Below are 16500 nucleotides of genomic sequence, written 5' to 3'. Positions count from 1 at the left end.
TAAACATGGAAGATGGGAAAGCCCGCGTCATTTGGCGCGGGCTTTTTTTGTGCCCGGAACGCTATTGAATGCCCATGCTCTACACCAAGTCTTTATGCTCTGTGCACCATCCTCATAAACGCATCGAGCTTTTCCTCATCCAGATGCCCATTTGTCCGAACACCACTGCAAATGTCCAGACCGAATGGATGCACGGTATCAATGGCTTCGCGGACATTGGCCAGATTCAGGCCGCCTGCCAGAAATACCGGTACTGGCGACTGCTCTACAATCTGGCGGCTCACCTGCCAGTTATGTATCCGACCTGTGCCACCAAGTTCTTTAACCGCTAATGTTGGATTTCCGGAATCGAGCAGCAGAGCATCGGCACCGCTTTGAACAGCTCGTAACGCTTCATCGATGTTACGTTCATCGAGGACGTGGATAACCTGTACCAGCTTGATGGCGGGGAGTTTGGCACGTAGCGCAGCGTAAGTTTCGGGCGGTACGGCATCAACAATCTGAATGGTATTGGCCCCCACACGCTGTTGATGTGCAATAATGTCGTCGACGATAGTTTCGCTCGTGAGCATGAACGTAGCGATGGGCGGGGGCGTTGCCTGCACAACCTGCGCTGCCAGATCGTCGGCTACTACGCCCGGACCACTGGGCATCCGGCCCACTAAACCAAGCGCATCGGCCCCGAGCCGAACGGCTAGCCGAGCTTCGTCAACACTGCTGATGCAGCAAATTTTTATACGTACCCTGAACTGAGATTCCATGATTTGCGGTTTCTTATTTAAAGAGCAGGCGACAAAGATACTACAGCATTGATTCGCCGGTCAGCATTATGGTTGAGCAAGCCCCAATTGATACGTACGCATCCCTACGCATTCCTGAATTTCGCTATTTCGTGATGAACAGTTTCCTGATAACGGCTACTCTGCTGATTCAGGAAGTTATTCTGGGTTACGAGCTGTACAAAATCACGCACGACCCGCTGATGTTAGGACTGGTTGGGCTGGCCGAAGCTATTCCATTTATTGCACTGTCGTTGTTTGGAGGCCATTTAGCCGACCGGCGTGACAAGAAACGTATTTTACAGTGGAGCCTTCTGGTTATTCTGCTTGGCTCGGTCATTCTGTATCTGGTATTTCAACCCTCCATCGCCGTAGGGTTGTCGCAAACGGCGCGATTGGTCACAATTTATGGCGTATTGATGCTGATCGGTACGGCCAAAGGTTTTTATTCACCGGCGAGTTCGTCGCTGAAACCATTCCTGGTGCCCCGCGAATTATACACCAATTCGGCTACCTGGAGTAGTTCATTCTGGCAGGCGGGGGCTATCGTCGGACCAGGTTTAGCTGGCTTTCTCTACAGCTGGGTTGGTTTTGATAACTCGCTGATTGTTGTAATTGGCCTTCTGGCGGTTTGCTTTCTGCTTATTTCGTTGATTGATCGTAAACCTGTTCCCGTAAGTGATGCGCCGGTGCTAAGTCTTCGAGAAAGTTTGGGCGAAGGGTTCCGATTTGTGTTCCAGACTCGAATTGTCCTCTATGCCATATCACTTGATTTGTTCTCGGTGTTGTTCGGGGGGGTAGTCGCCATCTTACCGATCTTTGCCGAAGATATACTGAAAGTGGGTGCTGAAGGACTAGGATTCCTGCGAGCGGCTCCGTCCATTGGTGCCTTGTTAACGATGGGGTATATGACGAAGCATCCCCCCACGCATAATGCCTGGCGAAACATGTTGCTGGCTGTAGCTGGCTTTGGTGTAGCTACTATCGTCTTTTCTGTATCGACAAATTTCTACTTGTCACTGCTCATGTTGGGGCTGACGGGCGCGTTCGACAGTGTGAGTGTCATTATTCGCCAGACAATTCTGCAAATTTTTCCGCCCGATCACATGCGGGGGCGTGTAGCGGCCGTAAATGGGATGTTCATTAGTTCGTCCAATGAGATTGGTGCCTTTGAATCGGGTTTGCTGGCCAAACTCCTGGGAACGGTGCCGTCGGTGGCGCTAGGCGGCTTCGTTACGTTGTTTGTCGTAGGCTATATTTATACAAGGTCAAAAGAACTGTTTGCGGTACGTCTGGATTGACCGCATAGACAACCGACCGGATTGAGCCCCTGAAAAGCTGTAAAGTATCAGGCTTGAGCGACGGAAATATTCAGGTCGCTCAGGAATCCATTGACGTCGAGTTGTTCGTTCAGGAGTACTCTTGCGTTGAAAATCTCCCAAAATAATTCGTCTGAAATCTGGTAATCGCGCTGTAGCCGGACCATATCGCGGATGCTTTCCTTAAGTTGATCAACGGGTGTATATGCCTGATAAGGAAGGGATTGATAGTTTTCCATGAGTTTTGTTTTTTTGAGTAGGCGAGATTTCTAAACACCCTCGTTTTTAGATTGTTTTCAAGTCAGAATCAATTCGTTAGGAGGTGGTTAGAAAAATTATATCAGGCCTTTTCCTGCCTTGGCTTATAGCCAATTTCAGCCCGGAACGATACAACTAAAATTTTTTTATAATTTTCAATTTGTTGATTTTCAATCGAAGTATGAAGCTATTTACTCTTGCCGCGACTGCGCTGTTTATTGGAGCCACTTTTCTCGCGTTAACGTCTCCGCCAAGCCGAATGAAGCCTATGAAATTAGTGAAAGCCTGGGAAACGGACACCACGTTACGCACACCAGAGTCTGTGCTTTATGATGGCAACAATACATTGTACGTAGCTAATATCGACGGCAAGTCCGATTCACTGGATGGTAGCGGATTTATCTCAAAAGTGTCGCTTGATGGCAAAATTGAAAACCTGCGCTGGACATCTGGCCTGAATGCCCCCAAAGGAATGGGGCTTTATAAAGACAAGCTTTACGTGACGGATGTGTATCGGTTGGTATGTATCAATACCGCCAACGGGCAGGCCGAAAAGACCTGGGATGCCGTTGGGAAAGGCGCTTTCCTGAACGACGTAACGGTGGCAAAAGATGGTACGGTTTACGTATCAGACAGTCGCTTCGACAAAATTTACCGATTGCAGGACGGCAAATGGGAAGTCTGGATGGAAGGTGAGCAGCTTAACAAACCCAACGGTGTGCTGGCGGTTGGCAAGGATAAGCTTATGATCGGCAGCACCAAAATTGGAGCGCTACAAGCTGTAGATGTAGCCAATAAAACAATAACCAAAATTGCTGATGGCATGGCCAATACAGATGGTATTGTCCCCGAAGGGAAAGGTAATTACTTTGTGTCTGACTGGAATGGACAAGTTTTCCACATTAGTGCCGACGGTACCAAACAGCAATTACTCGATACGCGCGAACAGAAAATGAATGCGGCTGATATTGAGTACGTTGCGAAGAAAAAACTGGTGATCGTACCAACGTTTTTCAAGAACAAGCTAGTTGCCTATCGGTTCGAATAGTGGGTTTGGCAATTATCTAGCTAAAATGCCCGATCAATCTGATCGGGCATTTTAGTTAGTAGGAAATCTCTTCTTCGTCCAGCAGATTTTTGATGTTCAGAATGCAACCGTCCATAACGAGTACATCATTGCTCCAGTCGGTAATTATCCAGTCCTGTTTAGGTTGTAAGATGATTACTTTCCGGATGCTGGATAATACCCACAGCACACGCTCAACGCCAAAGTCAAACAATTCCTGCGACTTTTCGGAAACATACGATACGTCGCTGCCAATTTCTTTCAGATCAATTTTAATGTCGACTTCGATCACGATTTTGGGTGGTACGTCGAAATATTTGCCTTTTAATTTAGACAAAGCAGACTTCTCGAATATCGCAATGTCGGCGGATAAATTATCACCAACTGCTAAGTGAAGCCCTGATTCGTTTGTGGTGAGCTGATAAACTTTACGGTTAATCTTCGACCAGAGCGTCCCAACGAGAATTGTTACAATAATACTTTGCAAGTCACTGCTGCCCATAATGGCTTCTGGTTTAAGATCACCCGCTATAACGTCACGATACCCTTTGTAATAAAGTGGGCGACCGTTCATCGTCTCGTAAATGAGCGACTCCGGAATGATCTCTGTCTGAACGGTTTCGTTTGTCATAACCATACGCTTTGTGTGTTTTCTGAAAGTTAGGCAATTAACCTGTTTTTAGCCCAATAACTGTTCAACCGCAATCTGGGCTTTCTCTGCACCGAAACCGCTCATAGCCCGATTCATTTCCTGTATAATCAGCTCGTTGCCGAGGTTGCCAATACTGCCTTCATGCGTATGATGCAATTCGCGGGGAGGGCTGTACGTATGTTCGGCAATTTCCTTCCCCACAATCCGGTAGGCTTCGCGGAAGGGCACGCCTTGTAACACCAGTTCATTCACTCGTTCAACGCTGAACAGCAAATCGTATTTGGAGTCATCCAGCAGATTTGGTTTAACCTGAATGTGCTCAAGCATGAAATCGGTGATGTCCAGACAGTCCAGGATTTCGTCGAAAGCGGGCATCAAAATTTCTTTCAGCAGCTGCATGTCGCGGTGATAACCCGAAGGCAGATTGCTCATCACCAGCGTTACCTCCATCGGCAATGCTTTCAGCCGATTGGTTTTGGCACGTAGTAACTCCGCTACGTCGGGGTTTTTCTTGTGCGGCATTATACTGCTGCCAGTTGTTAGTGCGTCGGGTAGGGTCAGGAACGCAAAATTCTGGCTGTTGTAAAGGCAAATGTCCATCGCCATCCGCGAGATGGTTGCGGCTACCGCGGCCAAAGCCATAAGCGCTGTCTGTTCGGTTTTTCCCCGACTCATCTGCGCGTACACTACGTTGACATGCATGCCCTCAAAGCCCAGCAGCTCCGTCGTGAGCGTACGATTGAGCGGAAATGATGAGCCATAACCTGCACCCGATCCGAGTGGGTTGCGGTTGGCCAGACGGTAGGCTGTCTGCAACGTCAGCATATCGTCGGCGAGGGCTTCGGCATATGCGCCAAACCATAGGCCAAACGACGACGGCATCGCAATTTGCAGGTGCGTATAGCCGGGTAGCAAGTCATTCTTATGCTGCTCCGAACGGCTGATTAGTCGATCAAATACACGCCGGGCAGCTTCTGCTACGTGCCAGAGCCGGTCGCGGGTGAAGAGTTTCATATCGACCAACACCTGGTCATTACGGGATCGGCCGGAGTGTATTTTCTTGCCAATATCGCCCAGTACGCGTGTCAGCATCAATTCAACCTGTGAGTGTATATCTTCGACACCTTCCTCGATCTCAAATTCTCCTGCCTGGATTTTCTGATAAATCACTTTCAATTCATCAGTTAATAGACTTAGTTCATCAGCACTCAGCAGACCAATGGTTTCGAGCATTTGCGCATGGGCGAGATTGCCTACTACGTCGAAGGGAGCGAGGTAAAGGTCCATTTCACGGTCGCGGCCGACGGTGAAGCGTTCAATTTGTTCGGCGGTTGTAACGCCTTCTTTTTGCCAGAGTTTCAAAGCGAAATCGGACCGCCGAAGCGGGGTTAGTGAGTGGAATAGTGAACGAATGAGACTTGTGTAATCACTCATTCACTCGTTCGCTCGTTTAGTTTTTCTGCAAAGGTCGTAAAGAAAGTTGGGTAGTTGTTCGGGGTACTGTGTTTTCGTAGGGACGTAGGGGTGCCGTATTTTTATTTGTTTGTTGAATAGAACGATTGCGTTACTTCAATCGGCCCAACAATGTTGCTGTTGAATACATCAAGTTCTTCGGCTGGCACCCAGAGTTCATTATGAATTGGACCACCCACATTTTGCTCCTCAAACTTTTTCAGGTAATCGGTCTTCACCGAGAATTTTGTTACAAAACCCGATCCCGAAGCCGCTACGTTCCAATCTCTGGCGATTTGAATGGCGTATGCTTCATTCATAACAGGATAGAAAATGGGTTGCTCGGGTAATCTCGGAGGAAACTTTGTCCAACCCGATTGTTCGATTAGAGCAAGTTCTTTTGGACCAACGGGTCTGTAGAGTGTGGTTGTCATTACAGAGATTTCATATAGTGATTGGGCACTTGTTAATTATGTTTTACTAGGCTTTTATGTTTTACTAGGCTTTTTAAAAGCAGTCCCAATTGTACAAAACTTTGGAGAAGTCAAGAGCATGTAGATCTTCCTTGTTTATGAAAAAGTTACAGACTCCTACATCACCCCATAGTATATGATCACCTTCGGAGTCGATCTGAAGTAGAAGAAGTGCATCTATATAATCAGCGTTCTCTTTCCAATCTCGCGGGTCATGCTGTGTGAAGTAAGCATATCCACCAATCTTATGGCCGTTCGCTTCACTCACGTTGTTGTATTCATCCCAGATGTTGTCGTCATTAAGATGCTCACCAATTGAATAAAAATCTTGCCCAAATACCTCTCTAAAATATACATCGCCAATACTGACATACCCTTTTTCTTCCGAAAATGTAAGCAAATGTTCTGTTGTAATAGGTGTAATAATTTCTTGGGATTGTAGATTAAAAGACGGAATTGAGCTATCTGTCTCAATGAAATCAATACTATCATGAAATATCACCCTAAAGTTATTCTGTCTGCTCATTTGGTTGAAATCTGCTCCATAAGTGTCACTGTTAGCCGAGATAAAAAATTGTAATATTCCCTGTTCTGGATAATTATTGAGCCTTGGGGTTTCAGAAAAATTAATCTGTGCCAACAGCATCATCGGATGACCAGATTCATCAAGTGGATAAACTTTACCAATAGGCCAGTAAGGCTTACCTGTGAATTTACTGGCAGTCGTCGGTACATCTTGAGCAGGTTTCGCCTTGATACGAATATATGGACGTTGCGAGCTTCTAATAGCCTCTAAGTAAGGAGATAGCTTGGCGGATATATACTGATCGGATGTCAACTTTATAGTTTTGTTGTTAGACATGATGATGTAGATTAAGCTTCTCTAAATAGCTGCGTTTTTAATCGCCTGCCCAGCAACCAGAATCCACCGGCGGATGCCAGACTAATGCCCACGACAACCAGCCAATGGGTAGAAAAACCAAAATGGGCTACCAATTGCGAACCCAGTGCTGGAGAGGCTGTTTGGGCGAGTGCTCCGCCCATAGCGTAAACCGCCAGATATTGTCCGCGCGTAGCGGGTTTTGACCGTTCAACAATCAATGATTGAAGGAAAGGCATAACCAGCATTTCGCTGAACGTTACAATTAAGATAAATGATAGGGCAATGGACATTCCTGGAACAGCCAGACTTACTAAACCGGGCAGTGCCAGCACACTGTAGGCAACGGCTTCCAGCAAAACACCAGCGGTGATTAAATGGACCTTTTGCCGTTTCTGGCTTTCCAGCTTGTAGACTAATGCCATCTCAATAAATACGATCAGCAGTCCGTTAAGCGCCAGCAATAACCCAATTGCCTGTTCGGGCACGTCAAGTTTCTCCTTGAAATACAATGGTGCCATGGTGAAAAACTGCATAAACGCCAGCATATACAGCGTGTTGCAGAAGACAAGTGTAAGGAACAACGTATCACGGTAAGGTGTAGCACTGGTTAACTTCTGGCGTGTTAGGATCGATTGGCCGGACGTAGTAGAATCCGGCTGATTCGAACGTATCGGTGCAGTGGTCGGATTATGGCCGGGAACTTTGGGTACGGGTAAATACAACCACAAAACAAGGCCCGCTGTAAGACAGGTCAGTCCATCCGCCCAGAACAGCAGATTATAATTAATGCTGGCTAACAAACCACCCAAGCCACCGCCCACAGACCAGCCGAGGTTGATTGCCAATCGGTTAAGCGAGAATGCCCGGGTCCGGTTTTCTGTTTCGGAATAGTACGCAATAGCCGTTTGGTTGGCAGGCCGGAAGGCATCACCAAATAGCGTAAAAACAAACACACTGCCGCAAAGGAGCGGGAAACTGGTGATAAACTGAAGGGTCAGTAAGGCCGCTCCACTAAACAGCAGACTCACCAACTGAACGTAGTAGAACCCAATTCGGTCGGTTAATCGGCCACCTAAGAATGTACCAACGAAGGCGCCCAAGCCGTAAATAGCCATTACGATACCCGCATTTGTAATGGAATAATGAAGCTTTTGCGTAAGGTAAAGCGTCATGTACGGCAATACCATCGTGCCGCAACGGTTAATGAGCATCACGCCCGCCAGTAACCATACCGAGGGCGACAGGCCCTGGTAAGCACGTTGGTAAAGGTGGAAAGTGCGCTGAAGCATAGCGCGAATGTACGATGAAACCGGCCCGCCGGCGATGTGTTACTGAGGTAATGGATAACTTATATCCCCTGGAATCTATTGATTCCTCCTGCGTCCATCAGCCTCCTCGCCGGGTAGTACAAAGATCTTTTTGTCCGTAATTAATGGGCGATGTTCTTCCAGAAACGTTTTCAGAAGTCGGATTTCCTCCAGTTGTTTATCAATTGGATGCGTCAGCGTGTAACTCTCTACATATACATCGGCAAAGTCCGTAATAACGTATTCCATCAGTTTGATTCCTTTCCGTTTCAGCGCGTGGAGGTATAAATTCTGGTGGTTATGCACGAAGCGCCCCGGCTGATAAGAGGCCGTTGTTTTCAAGTCCACGGCTTTGAATTTGCCAATCAAATCCACATAGCCGTAAAACAGTACGTCGTCAATTTCCCACTGGCAGTAGACCTGAGTTTCGACAATAGGGCGGGGGAGAAGCTTGCGGACTTTTTTGATAATCTCCGGGTCGAAGCGTTCCTCGTCGGTGCCTTTTACAATTGCTTCTTCAAACGAAACCCCCCGTTCCTGCGCTGCCGTAGTGGGTGTCGGAACGCGGTTAATGGAATCAATCAATGACTGTACCGTAAGATTACCGCCCTGTAAATAGCGCGAAAATACGTTCAGCAAAGACGGGTAAAAGCGGTAATTGATCATAACGTATCACGGACTAAAATCCGTGCTTAGGGAATCCATCACCCGTTAAAACCCATGGATACACATTTAGTTTCTCACCACCAGCAACACACCCGCCATAATAAACACCAGACCGAGCAAGCGCCAGCCGTTGGCCGGATGCAGGGAGAAACCCAGCAAACCGTAGTGATCCAGCACGACAGCTGCCAAAAGCTGACCCGCCACGCTGAGGCTCACCAGGTTAGCCGTGCCAATTTTAGGCACACTGACAATAACCGTAATCATATAGATCGCTCCCATAACGCCCCCGGCCCATTTCCACCAGGCAACTTGCTTAATAGTATCCGATGAAGGCGCAGACCCGCCTGTGGCCAGAAAAAGCAGCACCAATACCACAAAACCAGAGCCAAATGAAATAGCCGCGGCCAGAATCGGGTTGGCCATGGCCTGACGCAAATTCGCATTAACGCCTGCCTGAACCGTAATGGCTATACCAACCAGAAACGCAAATAGAATGTAGATGTAATTCATAGTTGCAAAGGTAGGAAACACCAGGTTGTGGGTTTTATCTTTCAATTGGCTTTTCTGGCAGATAAGTTATTTATTTTAAGAACTTTGCTACAAAATCCATTACTACACCCGAAAACCTTCCTTTCTATGTTCATCATCACCCAGTATCCGCTGGCGGTTGTCGTCTGTTTCCTTACCATGCTCTGTTGGGGTTCGTGGGCCAACACCCAAAAACTCGCTACACAGTCAGTACCGACAACTATTTTCTACCGCGATTATACCTATGGTATTCTTTTAATAAGTCTATTACTGGCTTTCACGCTCGGTAGTATAGGCTCCGTTGGCCGGTCATTCCTAGCCGACCTCAAACAGGCTGATACTCACAATGTACTTTACGCACTGATTGGTGGTTTTGTGTTCAACATGGCCAATATTCTTATTGTCGTTGGTATTGAACTGGCTGGCTTATCAGTGGCTATGCCGGTGGGTATCGGTCTGGCGTTGATATTGGGCGTAATTGTTAATTATATACTGTCTCCGGTGGGTAACATTGGGTTGCTGTCATCAGGTGTTTTTTCTATTTTTCTGTCTGTTGTTTTTAGCGCACTCGCCTACCGGGCTAAGGGGAGTACTGATCAAAGCGTCAGCACGCGCGGGCTAGTTATTTCGCTGGTTGGCGGATTCCTGATGAGCTTTTTTTTCTACTTCGTGGCTAAGTCGATGGCCGCGGACTTTGCCAACCCAGGTACTGGATTGTTAACGCCTTACACAGCTCTGGTGCTGTTTGCACTGGGTGTTGTTGTGAGTACGCCCTTGTTTATACCCATCCTACGTCGGTTTGCCGGGAAACCCGCCGATGGAGAAATCACATACAGCGACGTGAGCGGACGTAGTCACCGGATTGGTATGTTGGGTGGTATGGTCTGGTGCCTGGGTATGGCATCGAGTTTGCTGGCATCGGGTGCGGCTGGCTACGCCATTAGTTATGGTCTGGGGCAGGGCGCAACGATCATTGCTGTTTTGTGGGGCGTATTTATCTGGCAAGAGTTTCGGGGCGCTCCTTCATCCTCAACCCGCTACCTGATTCTCATGGGGTTATGCTACGTACTTGGCCTCGTGCTGATTATTACAGCGAAATAAATTGGTCTGCCTATTCCCTTGGTTTATCGGGCCAAAATGGTCGTTCATCCTAAAGACGTATCGCTGCGTAATGCGCTCATTTACTTTTGCCATGATCATATTGGATTTCCCTTTCTGATTCTGTACGCTAACTAGTAAGTCATTATGGAGGTTACTTGTCGGTTTATGGCGAATATAAAGGTATTGGCAGTTGCCTCTGGTCTACTGTTGTCTTCCGCCATTAGTTATGCCCAAAAGCTTGATTTTGCTGCAGCTACGGAAGCCCAGAAGTTATACATGGCAACCTGTAATAACTGCCACAAAGCCGAAGCAGGGCTAGGCGCACCGGCTTACCTGGTACTGGCTCAGATGCCGCCCCGCGCTATTCTGGCGGCTCTGGAAACAGGCAAAATGCGCGTTCAGGCCAAAGATATGACGACTGATCAGCGCAAAGCGATTGCCCAGTGGATTACGAGTAAATCACTGACCGAAACACCGATTCCTCAAGAAGCCTACACGTCATTTACACCTCCTGCCGGGCAGAATCTGGTGCATCATTCGGGCTGGGGCGGTAACCTGGAAGGAACGGGTTTTCGATCGGTGCAGCAAGCCGGTATTTCGGCTGAAACCGTTGGTAAGCTCAAACTAAAATGGGCATTTGCGTTTCCGGAAGCCAATCAGGTACGTAGTAAACCCGCCATCGTCGGCGACTGGCTGATTATGGGCAGTCAGTTTGGCGAAGTGTACTGCCTCCACAAACAGACGGGTAAAATCGGCTGGCGTTTTCTGGCAAAATCGGCCGTACGGGGGGCTGTCAGCGTTGTTCAGCAGGGCAACGAGATACAGGCCTTCTTTGCCGACAATAACACGAATGTGTATGCACTCGATGTAAAAACGGGTAAATTAATTTGGGAAAGCAAGGCCGGAAAACATCCGCAGTCGGGAAATACGGGTTCGGTAGCCGTCTACGATCGCATCGTCTACGTACCGCTGACCTCTATCGAAGTTGCATCGGTTTTAGATCCGACCTATCCCTGCTGCTCGTCGTCTGGTGAAATTGTGGCGCTGGATACCCGCTCGGGAAAGGAAATCTGGCGGCATCGCGTCATTTCGGAAGAAGCAAAAGAAGCCGGGAAAAAGAAAAATGGGCAGCCGTTTTATGGACCGTCGGGCGCGATTGTCTGGTGCAGTCCAACCGTCGATGCCAAACGGGGACTACTTTATTACGGAACGGGCGAGAATTATACCAACCCTGCCACAAACAACAGCGACGCCATTCAGGCCCTGAATCTTAAAACGGGTAAACTGGCCTGGACGTTTCAGGCCACCAAAGTAGATACCTGGAATATGTCGTGCCCCGGCAATCCGAACTGCCCCGATAAAGTCGGTCCAGACCATGATTTCGGTATGGCACCGATGCTGGTGAAACAACCGGATGGCCATGATTTATTGGTGGTAGGGCAAAAGTCTGGTTTCGTTTATGGGTTGTCGCCCGATGATGGGCATGTGATCTGGCAAACCCGAATCGGTCGGGGTGGCGCGTTGGGCGGTATTCACTGGGGCATGGCTACTGATGGAAAACAGGTCTATGCATCCAACGCTGACAATAAGTATGGCATTGATCCCAAGGTTGATTCACTGGTTAAACCCGCGCCCGGCCTGTTTGCGGTAGACGTAGCAACGGGTAACGTAGTGTGGAAAACGCCCGCGCCTTCCTGCGACGGAAAGAGAGGATGCCTTGAAGCCAATTCCGCGGCTCCGACGGTTATTCCGGGCGTTGTGTTTGCCGGTACGTTAGACGGCCATATTCGTGCCTATTCCGCCACAGATGGCAAAATTCTATGGGATTACGATACGGTGAAAGAATACGAATCCGTCGATGGAATCAAAGGCAAGGGAGGGTCCCTCGATGGCCCGTCCCCGGTCGTAGCCGATGGAATGCTGTTCGTTAACTCGGGTTATGGAATGTTCGGTGAACTACCCGGAAACGTATTGCTGGCCTTCGACGTTGAAAAATAAAAGCTGTTTAGGATTTTTTTCTAGTCAGTTTTACCCCCAAATCCCCTTCAGGGGATTTAGGGGTAAAACTGACTAGAAAACAGAAGTTTATCCATTTAAAAGTAAATCCTAAATCTTTCTTAATTCACCGCTCTTCGCGGAGCTTTACTAACGACAGAATTGACCAGTTTTGTTAAGGTTAGCCCCTGACCGATTATAGAGAACAGAACGATGCAATAGCTACAAATCAGAATCAGTTCTCGGTAAGGTGAGTCGGGTAAGGATAGGGCAAGGGCTACCGATATGCCCCCGCGCAAACCCGCCCAGGTCAGGATACGCAGACTGCCGGGGTTGAGCCGCGACAGGCGAAATTGCAGCAGGAAGGGCAAAATTATACTCAGACTTCGGGCTATGATGGCCAGTACGGCGGTCATCAACCCAATGACGACAAAACTGCTCTGGAAGGGTAGCACGACAGTCTGTAAGCCAATCATGACGAACAGAATGGTATTAAGAATCTCGTCCATTAGGTGCCAGAACCGATTCAGATAAACCTTTGGACTCTCCTGGCCCGCTTTGCCACGCAACCGGCGGCTCACTAACAGACCGGCCGTCACTTCGGCCAGCGGGACTGATGCGTGCAGGGCACTGGCGACTACGGAAAGGATCATTACCAGCGCCAGTGAAAGCAGGATAACTGTCTGAAAGTCATCCGACGCTTTGATAAGACGATACGCTACGTAGCCCATCAGAAGCCCCAGTGCGATACCGCCGAATACTTCCCGGGCAAAAAGGAGGAGCGCGTCCGAGAAGTAAAAACTGACATTGGGATTAATTACTTCCTGAAGGGAGATAAACAGAACCAGGCCAACGCCATCATTGAATAAAGATTCACCGGTAATGATGGTCTGCAATCGACGCGGAATGGGTGCCTGCTTCATTATGGCCCCAACGGCCACGGGATCAGTCGGTGAAATCAGCGCCCCGAACAGAAAGCAGTAACTAAGTGGAACGTTGATGCCGAAGACGTGGGTGAGAAAGAAAAAGCCACCTCCAAACAAGGCTGTGGACAAAAGCACGCCAACCGTGCTTAACACCAATACGGCCCGAAATTGCTGTTTCAACTCGTCGAGATCAACGTGAAGAGCGCCCGCAAACAGCAGAAAACCCAGCATGACATCCAGCAGTGTTTTGGTGAAGTCGATACGTTCCGTAAGATCAAACAGGAACTTCGTGAATCCCGATGAGATGCTGCCAACAACCAGCATGACAATGGTTAAGACAAGCGTCAGCACAACGACGCCAATGGTACCTGGCAGGCGAAGAAACCGGGCATTCACGTAAGAAAGTAACGCACTTAGGCCAACCAGGGCGCTGGCTGCGGTAAATATATCCATTCAGAACGTAGTAGCTAAACAAAAAATAGGGCGTGCCAGAGGATGGCTCACCTAAAGGATAACGGTGGGCTGCTACGTCTTGTTATTACGGGATTTATTAGGCGATGTCGTTGAAGATTAAACCCTTCTGGAAATCAGGCCAGACGTCTGCATGAATAGGCGACTTATATTTTAATTTTCGACAACTAGATGAGCGCATTATCTTTCCAGAAATTACGGCTCTTCTATGAAATTCCTCTTTTGCCTGATGGGCTCAATTTTACTAGCTGCATTTGGTCTATTCGCCTTTAAACAGGAAACCGTAGTACGTCCGAACATCCTGTTTATTCTGGCCGATGACTGGAGTTATCCGTATGCCAGTATTTACGGCGATCATACGATAAAAACCCCTAATCTGGACAAATTAGCGCAGCACGGCACCGTTTTTACCAACGCTTATTGTGCATCGCCCTCATGCACGCCCTCCCGAGCCGCTATGCTAACGGGTCGTTATCCGCATAATCTTGGGGAAGGTGTCAATCTATGTGGAAAACTTGAGCACAGTATTCCAACCTACGTACAGATTCTGCAAAAAGAAGGCTATTCGGTTGCTTTCGACCGCAAAGGCTGGGCACCCGGTGATTTTCGTAAAATGGGGTATACACAGAATCCGGCGGGCGACTCCGCGAAATTCGAGCCGTTTATCGATAAACTGCCGAAGAACAAACCGTTCTTCTTCTGGTTCGGAACGAATGATCCGCACCGACCTTTTGATTTGGGAAATGGCAAAAAAGCAGGCATCGATCTCCGGAAAATTCATTTACCTGCCTTTCTGCCCGACGTACCGGAAATCAGGGGCGACGTAGCCGATTATCTGTCGGAAGTGGAGCGATTTGATCGGGAAATTGGTGAACTGCTGGCGACGTTGGAAAACGCTGGTCAACTGGAAAATACCATCATTGTCGTCGCGTCCGACAATGGCATGCCGTTCCCCCATGCCAAAGCGAATCTGTATGACTATGGTACGCGTGTGCCACTGCTGATCAGCCGGTTTTCCGGGAAAGAGAGCCAGCCAAAACGTAATGATTCGTTCGTGAATCTGATCGACTTGATGCCTACTTTTTTAGAGTGGGCCGATGTCAGACAACGCCCTGAAGTTGATGGGCTCAGCCTGGTGCCTATCCTGACTGGCAGGAAAACGGTTCATCGCTCCGAGGTATTTCTGGAACGTGAACGGCATTGTTTGTGTCGGGCCGAACTGAATTACGGTGCGGGTTATCCTATGCGGGCGATACGTACCAAAGACTATTTATACATCCGCAATTTTCGCCCCAGCCGGGTGCCTGCTGGCGATGAGTCGATTCCTAATACACCTTCTGTTTTTGGCGACGTAGATGGCGGCCCGACCAAAGTATACATGATGGATCATCGGAATGACGCGTTAGTTAAACCGCTGTTTACTCTGGGTTTTGAAAAGCGACCGGCTGAAGAATTGTATATCCTGAAAAATGATCCTTACAACCTCCATAACCAGGCTGGGGTCTCTACCTATGCTGGCGTTAAGAAAGAGTTACGGCAGCGATTAGATAGCTGGATGAAGCAGCAGAATGATCCTCGCCAAAACGGCGGGGGCGATCAGATAGACAGCTATCAGGCGACCACCCGCGCCTGGATAACCCGAACGGGCATTGTTTTTCTGGATGAATAGCTTTTGAACGATAGTTGAACACCTGAACTTTTGTGCGTGAGATTTGCAACAGAAATAGAACGTTAGCAGTAGGGAGGGTAAACAGCTATTACAAATTACCCAGCGCCATAAACATGAGTTTAAAACCATATTTAGACGTTAACTTGCCGATTCAATCGGCCGGTTCTCTACTTCGGTGCGAAAAACGAGGTAGTTAGGTTTGGTGTTAACTTTTTGATAATCAATAAATTAATTAGGTTAAATTGTTAAATCTCAATGCAGAAACTATTATTTGGCGTGTTGTTTTTCGTATCTTCAGTCGCTTGTGCGCAAGACTATAAACCCTTTACCGTAAATCTGGCTGCGGGCTTTGCGTCGCCTACCGAGAAGGCTGCCAACAACGACATTAGTAAAGCTGGCTTTGTCTATAGTATTGAACCTCAGTATCGGTTGATCAATAATTTTTCGGTAGGGCTGCGTTTCGAACAGGCCTTTGTTCAGCGCCCCGAATTCATTGATAAGGTTATCGTGTTTCAGACGAAGACAAAATCGCTTATGTCTGCGGTTGTAACAGCGAATTATGAAATTACCACTCTGGGGAAATACCATCCCTATGCTGGTCTGGGTGTCGGTCTCTATCATGCGGAGGAAAGTACTCAGTTGGATACGCGATTTGGCATAACGACATCCTATCCGTTGCCCGCTACCAACGTATTGGGTGGTCTGGCACGCATTGGCGTGAAGTTGGGCAGCGTTAATTTGGAAGGTACTTACAACCTGGTTAGCGACACGCAGGTTACAATCAACGCTACCCGGCTTACCTTGGCGGCTAAGAATTCATACTTCGCCGTGAAAGTAGGGTTCACGATAGGTTCCCGCATTTCCCGCAAGAAAGTAAACGCTTTCTAATCTGGGATCGACACACCAAAAAGTTGTATATAAGGTTACATGAACTAACATAAGCTCGGAATTAGCT

General features: G+C 48.1%; 16 protein-coding genes. 6 read left to right on the top strand and 10 right to left on the bottom strand.

Translation table 11 applies throughout. The annotated features are described in order from the left end of the window. Nucleotides 1–92: 92 nt before the first annotated feature. Nucleotides 93–761 carry a phosphoribosylanthranilate isomerase gene (locus tag ACYVEA_RS06245; protein ID WP_461112490.1) on the bottom strand — a complete coding sequence of 223 codons (669 nt, stop codon included), beginning with the start codon at nt 759–761 and terminating at the stop codon, nt 93–95. A 68-nt stretch (nt 762–829) separates the two neighbouring features. On the opposite strand from ACYVEA_RS06245, the gene ACYVEA_RS06240 reads away from it, so the two are divergent. After that, on the top strand, nt 830–2080 hold the full coding sequence (locus ACYVEA_RS06240; protein ID WP_461112488.1) for an MFS transporter: 1251 nt from the start codon (nt 830–832) through the stop codon (nt 2078–2080). 47 nt (nt 2081–2127) lie between these two features. Here ACYVEA_RS06240 and ACYVEA_RS06235 read toward each other — a convergent pair whose 3' ends face one another. Further along, nucleotides 2128–2337 carry a hypothetical protein gene (locus ACYVEA_RS06235; RefSeq protein WP_461112487.1) on the bottom strand — a complete coding sequence of 70 codons (210 nt, stop codon included), beginning with the start codon at nt 2335–2337 and terminating at the stop codon, nt 2128–2130. Between the two features lie 287 nt (nt 2338–2624). On the opposite strand from ACYVEA_RS06235, the gene ACYVEA_RS06230 reads away from it, so the two are divergent. Next, the gene (locus tag ACYVEA_RS06230; protein ID WP_461112486.1) at nt 2625–3404 is read left to right on the top strand and encodes an SMP-30/gluconolactonase/LRE family protein; all 780 of its coding nucleotides are present in this window, start codon (nt 2625–2627) and stop codon (nt 3402–3404) included. 55 nt (nt 3405–3459) lie between these two features. Here ACYVEA_RS06230 and ACYVEA_RS06225 read toward each other — a convergent pair whose 3' ends face one another. From ACYVEA_RS06225 to ACYVEA_RS06195, 7 genes are all read right to left on the bottom strand, one after another. Beyond that, nucleotides 3460–4053: a Uma2 family endonuclease gene (locus ACYVEA_RS06225; RefSeq protein ID WP_461112485.1), complete on the bottom strand. Its 594-nt coding sequence runs from the start codon at nt 4051–4053 to the stop codon at nt 3460–3462. A gap of 48 nt (nt 4054–4101) precedes the next feature. Continuing rightward, complete coding sequence (argH, locus tag ACYVEA_RS06220) at nt 4102–5436, bottom strand: argininosuccinate lyase (protein WP_461112960.1); 1335 nt, start codon at nt 5434–5436, stop codon at nt 4102–4104. Between the two features lie 173 nt (nt 5437–5609). Continuing rightward, nucleotides 5610–5960 (bottom strand): hypothetical protein, encoded by a 351-nt coding sequence (locus tag ACYVEA_RS06215; RefSeq protein ID WP_461112484.1) that lies wholly within the window; start codon nt 5958–5960, stop codon nt 5610–5612. A 73-nt stretch (nt 5961–6033) separates the two neighbouring features. After that, nucleotides 6034–6861, bottom strand: a complete 828-nt coding sequence (locus tag ACYVEA_RS06210; protein ID WP_461112483.1) for a YwqG family protein — start codon at nt 6859–6861, stop codon at nt 6034–6036. Nucleotides 6862–6872: 11 nt separating this feature from the next. Then, nucleotides 6873–8171, bottom strand: a complete 1299-nt coding sequence (locus tag ACYVEA_RS06205; protein ID WP_461112482.1) for an MFS transporter — start codon at nt 8169–8171, stop codon at nt 6873–6875. A gap of 75 nt (nt 8172–8246) precedes the next feature. Beyond that, nucleotides 8247–8855, bottom strand: coding sequence for a hypothetical protein (locus ACYVEA_RS06200; RefSeq protein WP_461112481.1), 609 nt, complete (start codon nt 8853–8855; stop codon nt 8247–8249). A gap of 66 nt (nt 8856–8921) precedes the next feature. Further along, complete coding sequence (locus ACYVEA_RS06195) at nt 8922–9365, bottom strand: DMT family transporter (protein ID WP_461112480.1); 444 nt, start codon at nt 9363–9365, stop codon at nt 8922–8924. Nucleotides 9366–9491: 126 nt separating this feature from the next. Between ACYVEA_RS06195 and ACYVEA_RS06190 the strand changes: the two genes are divergently transcribed. Both ACYVEA_RS06190 and ACYVEA_RS06185 read left to right on the top strand, forming a co-directional pair. Further along, nucleotides 9492–10484 carry a multidrug DMT transporter permease gene (locus tag ACYVEA_RS06190; protein ID WP_461112479.1) on the top strand — a complete coding sequence of 331 codons (993 nt, stop codon included), beginning with the start codon at nt 9492–9494 and terminating at the stop codon, nt 10482–10484. 144 nt (nt 10485–10628) lie between these two features. Further along, nucleotides 10629–12482 (top strand): outer membrane protein assembly factor BamB family protein, encoded by a 1854-nt coding sequence (locus ACYVEA_RS06185; protein ID WP_461112478.1) that lies wholly within the window; start codon nt 10629–10631, stop codon nt 12480–12482. Nucleotides 12483–12601: 119 nt separating this feature from the next. On the opposite strand, the gene ACYVEA_RS06180 is transcribed toward ACYVEA_RS06185, so the two are convergent. Continuing rightward, on the bottom strand, nt 12602–13858 hold the full coding sequence (locus tag ACYVEA_RS06180; protein ID WP_461112477.1) for a cation:proton antiporter: 1257 nt from the start codon (nt 13856–13858) through the stop codon (nt 12602–12604). A gap of 226 nt (nt 13859–14084) precedes the next feature. Here ACYVEA_RS06180 and ACYVEA_RS06175 point away from each other — a divergent pair, with 226 nt between their 5' ends. Further along, nucleotides 14085–15545, top strand: coding sequence for a sulfatase family protein (locus ACYVEA_RS06175; RefSeq protein WP_461112476.1), 1461 nt, complete (start codon nt 14085–14087; stop codon nt 15543–15545). A gap of 255 nt (nt 15546–15800) precedes the next feature. Next, the gene (locus tag ACYVEA_RS06170) at nt 15801–16433 is read left to right on the top strand and encodes an outer membrane beta-barrel protein (protein ID WP_461112475.1); all 633 of its coding nucleotides are present in this window, start codon (nt 15801–15803) and stop codon (nt 16431–16433) included. The last annotated feature ends 67 nt before the right edge of the window (nt 16434–16500 follow it).

The sequence above is a fragment of the Spirosoma jeollabukense genome (assembly GCF_054777855.1).
The sequence above is the reverse complement of the archived record's forward strand: the minus strand, read 5'-3'. Positions and strand labels throughout refer to the sequence as shown.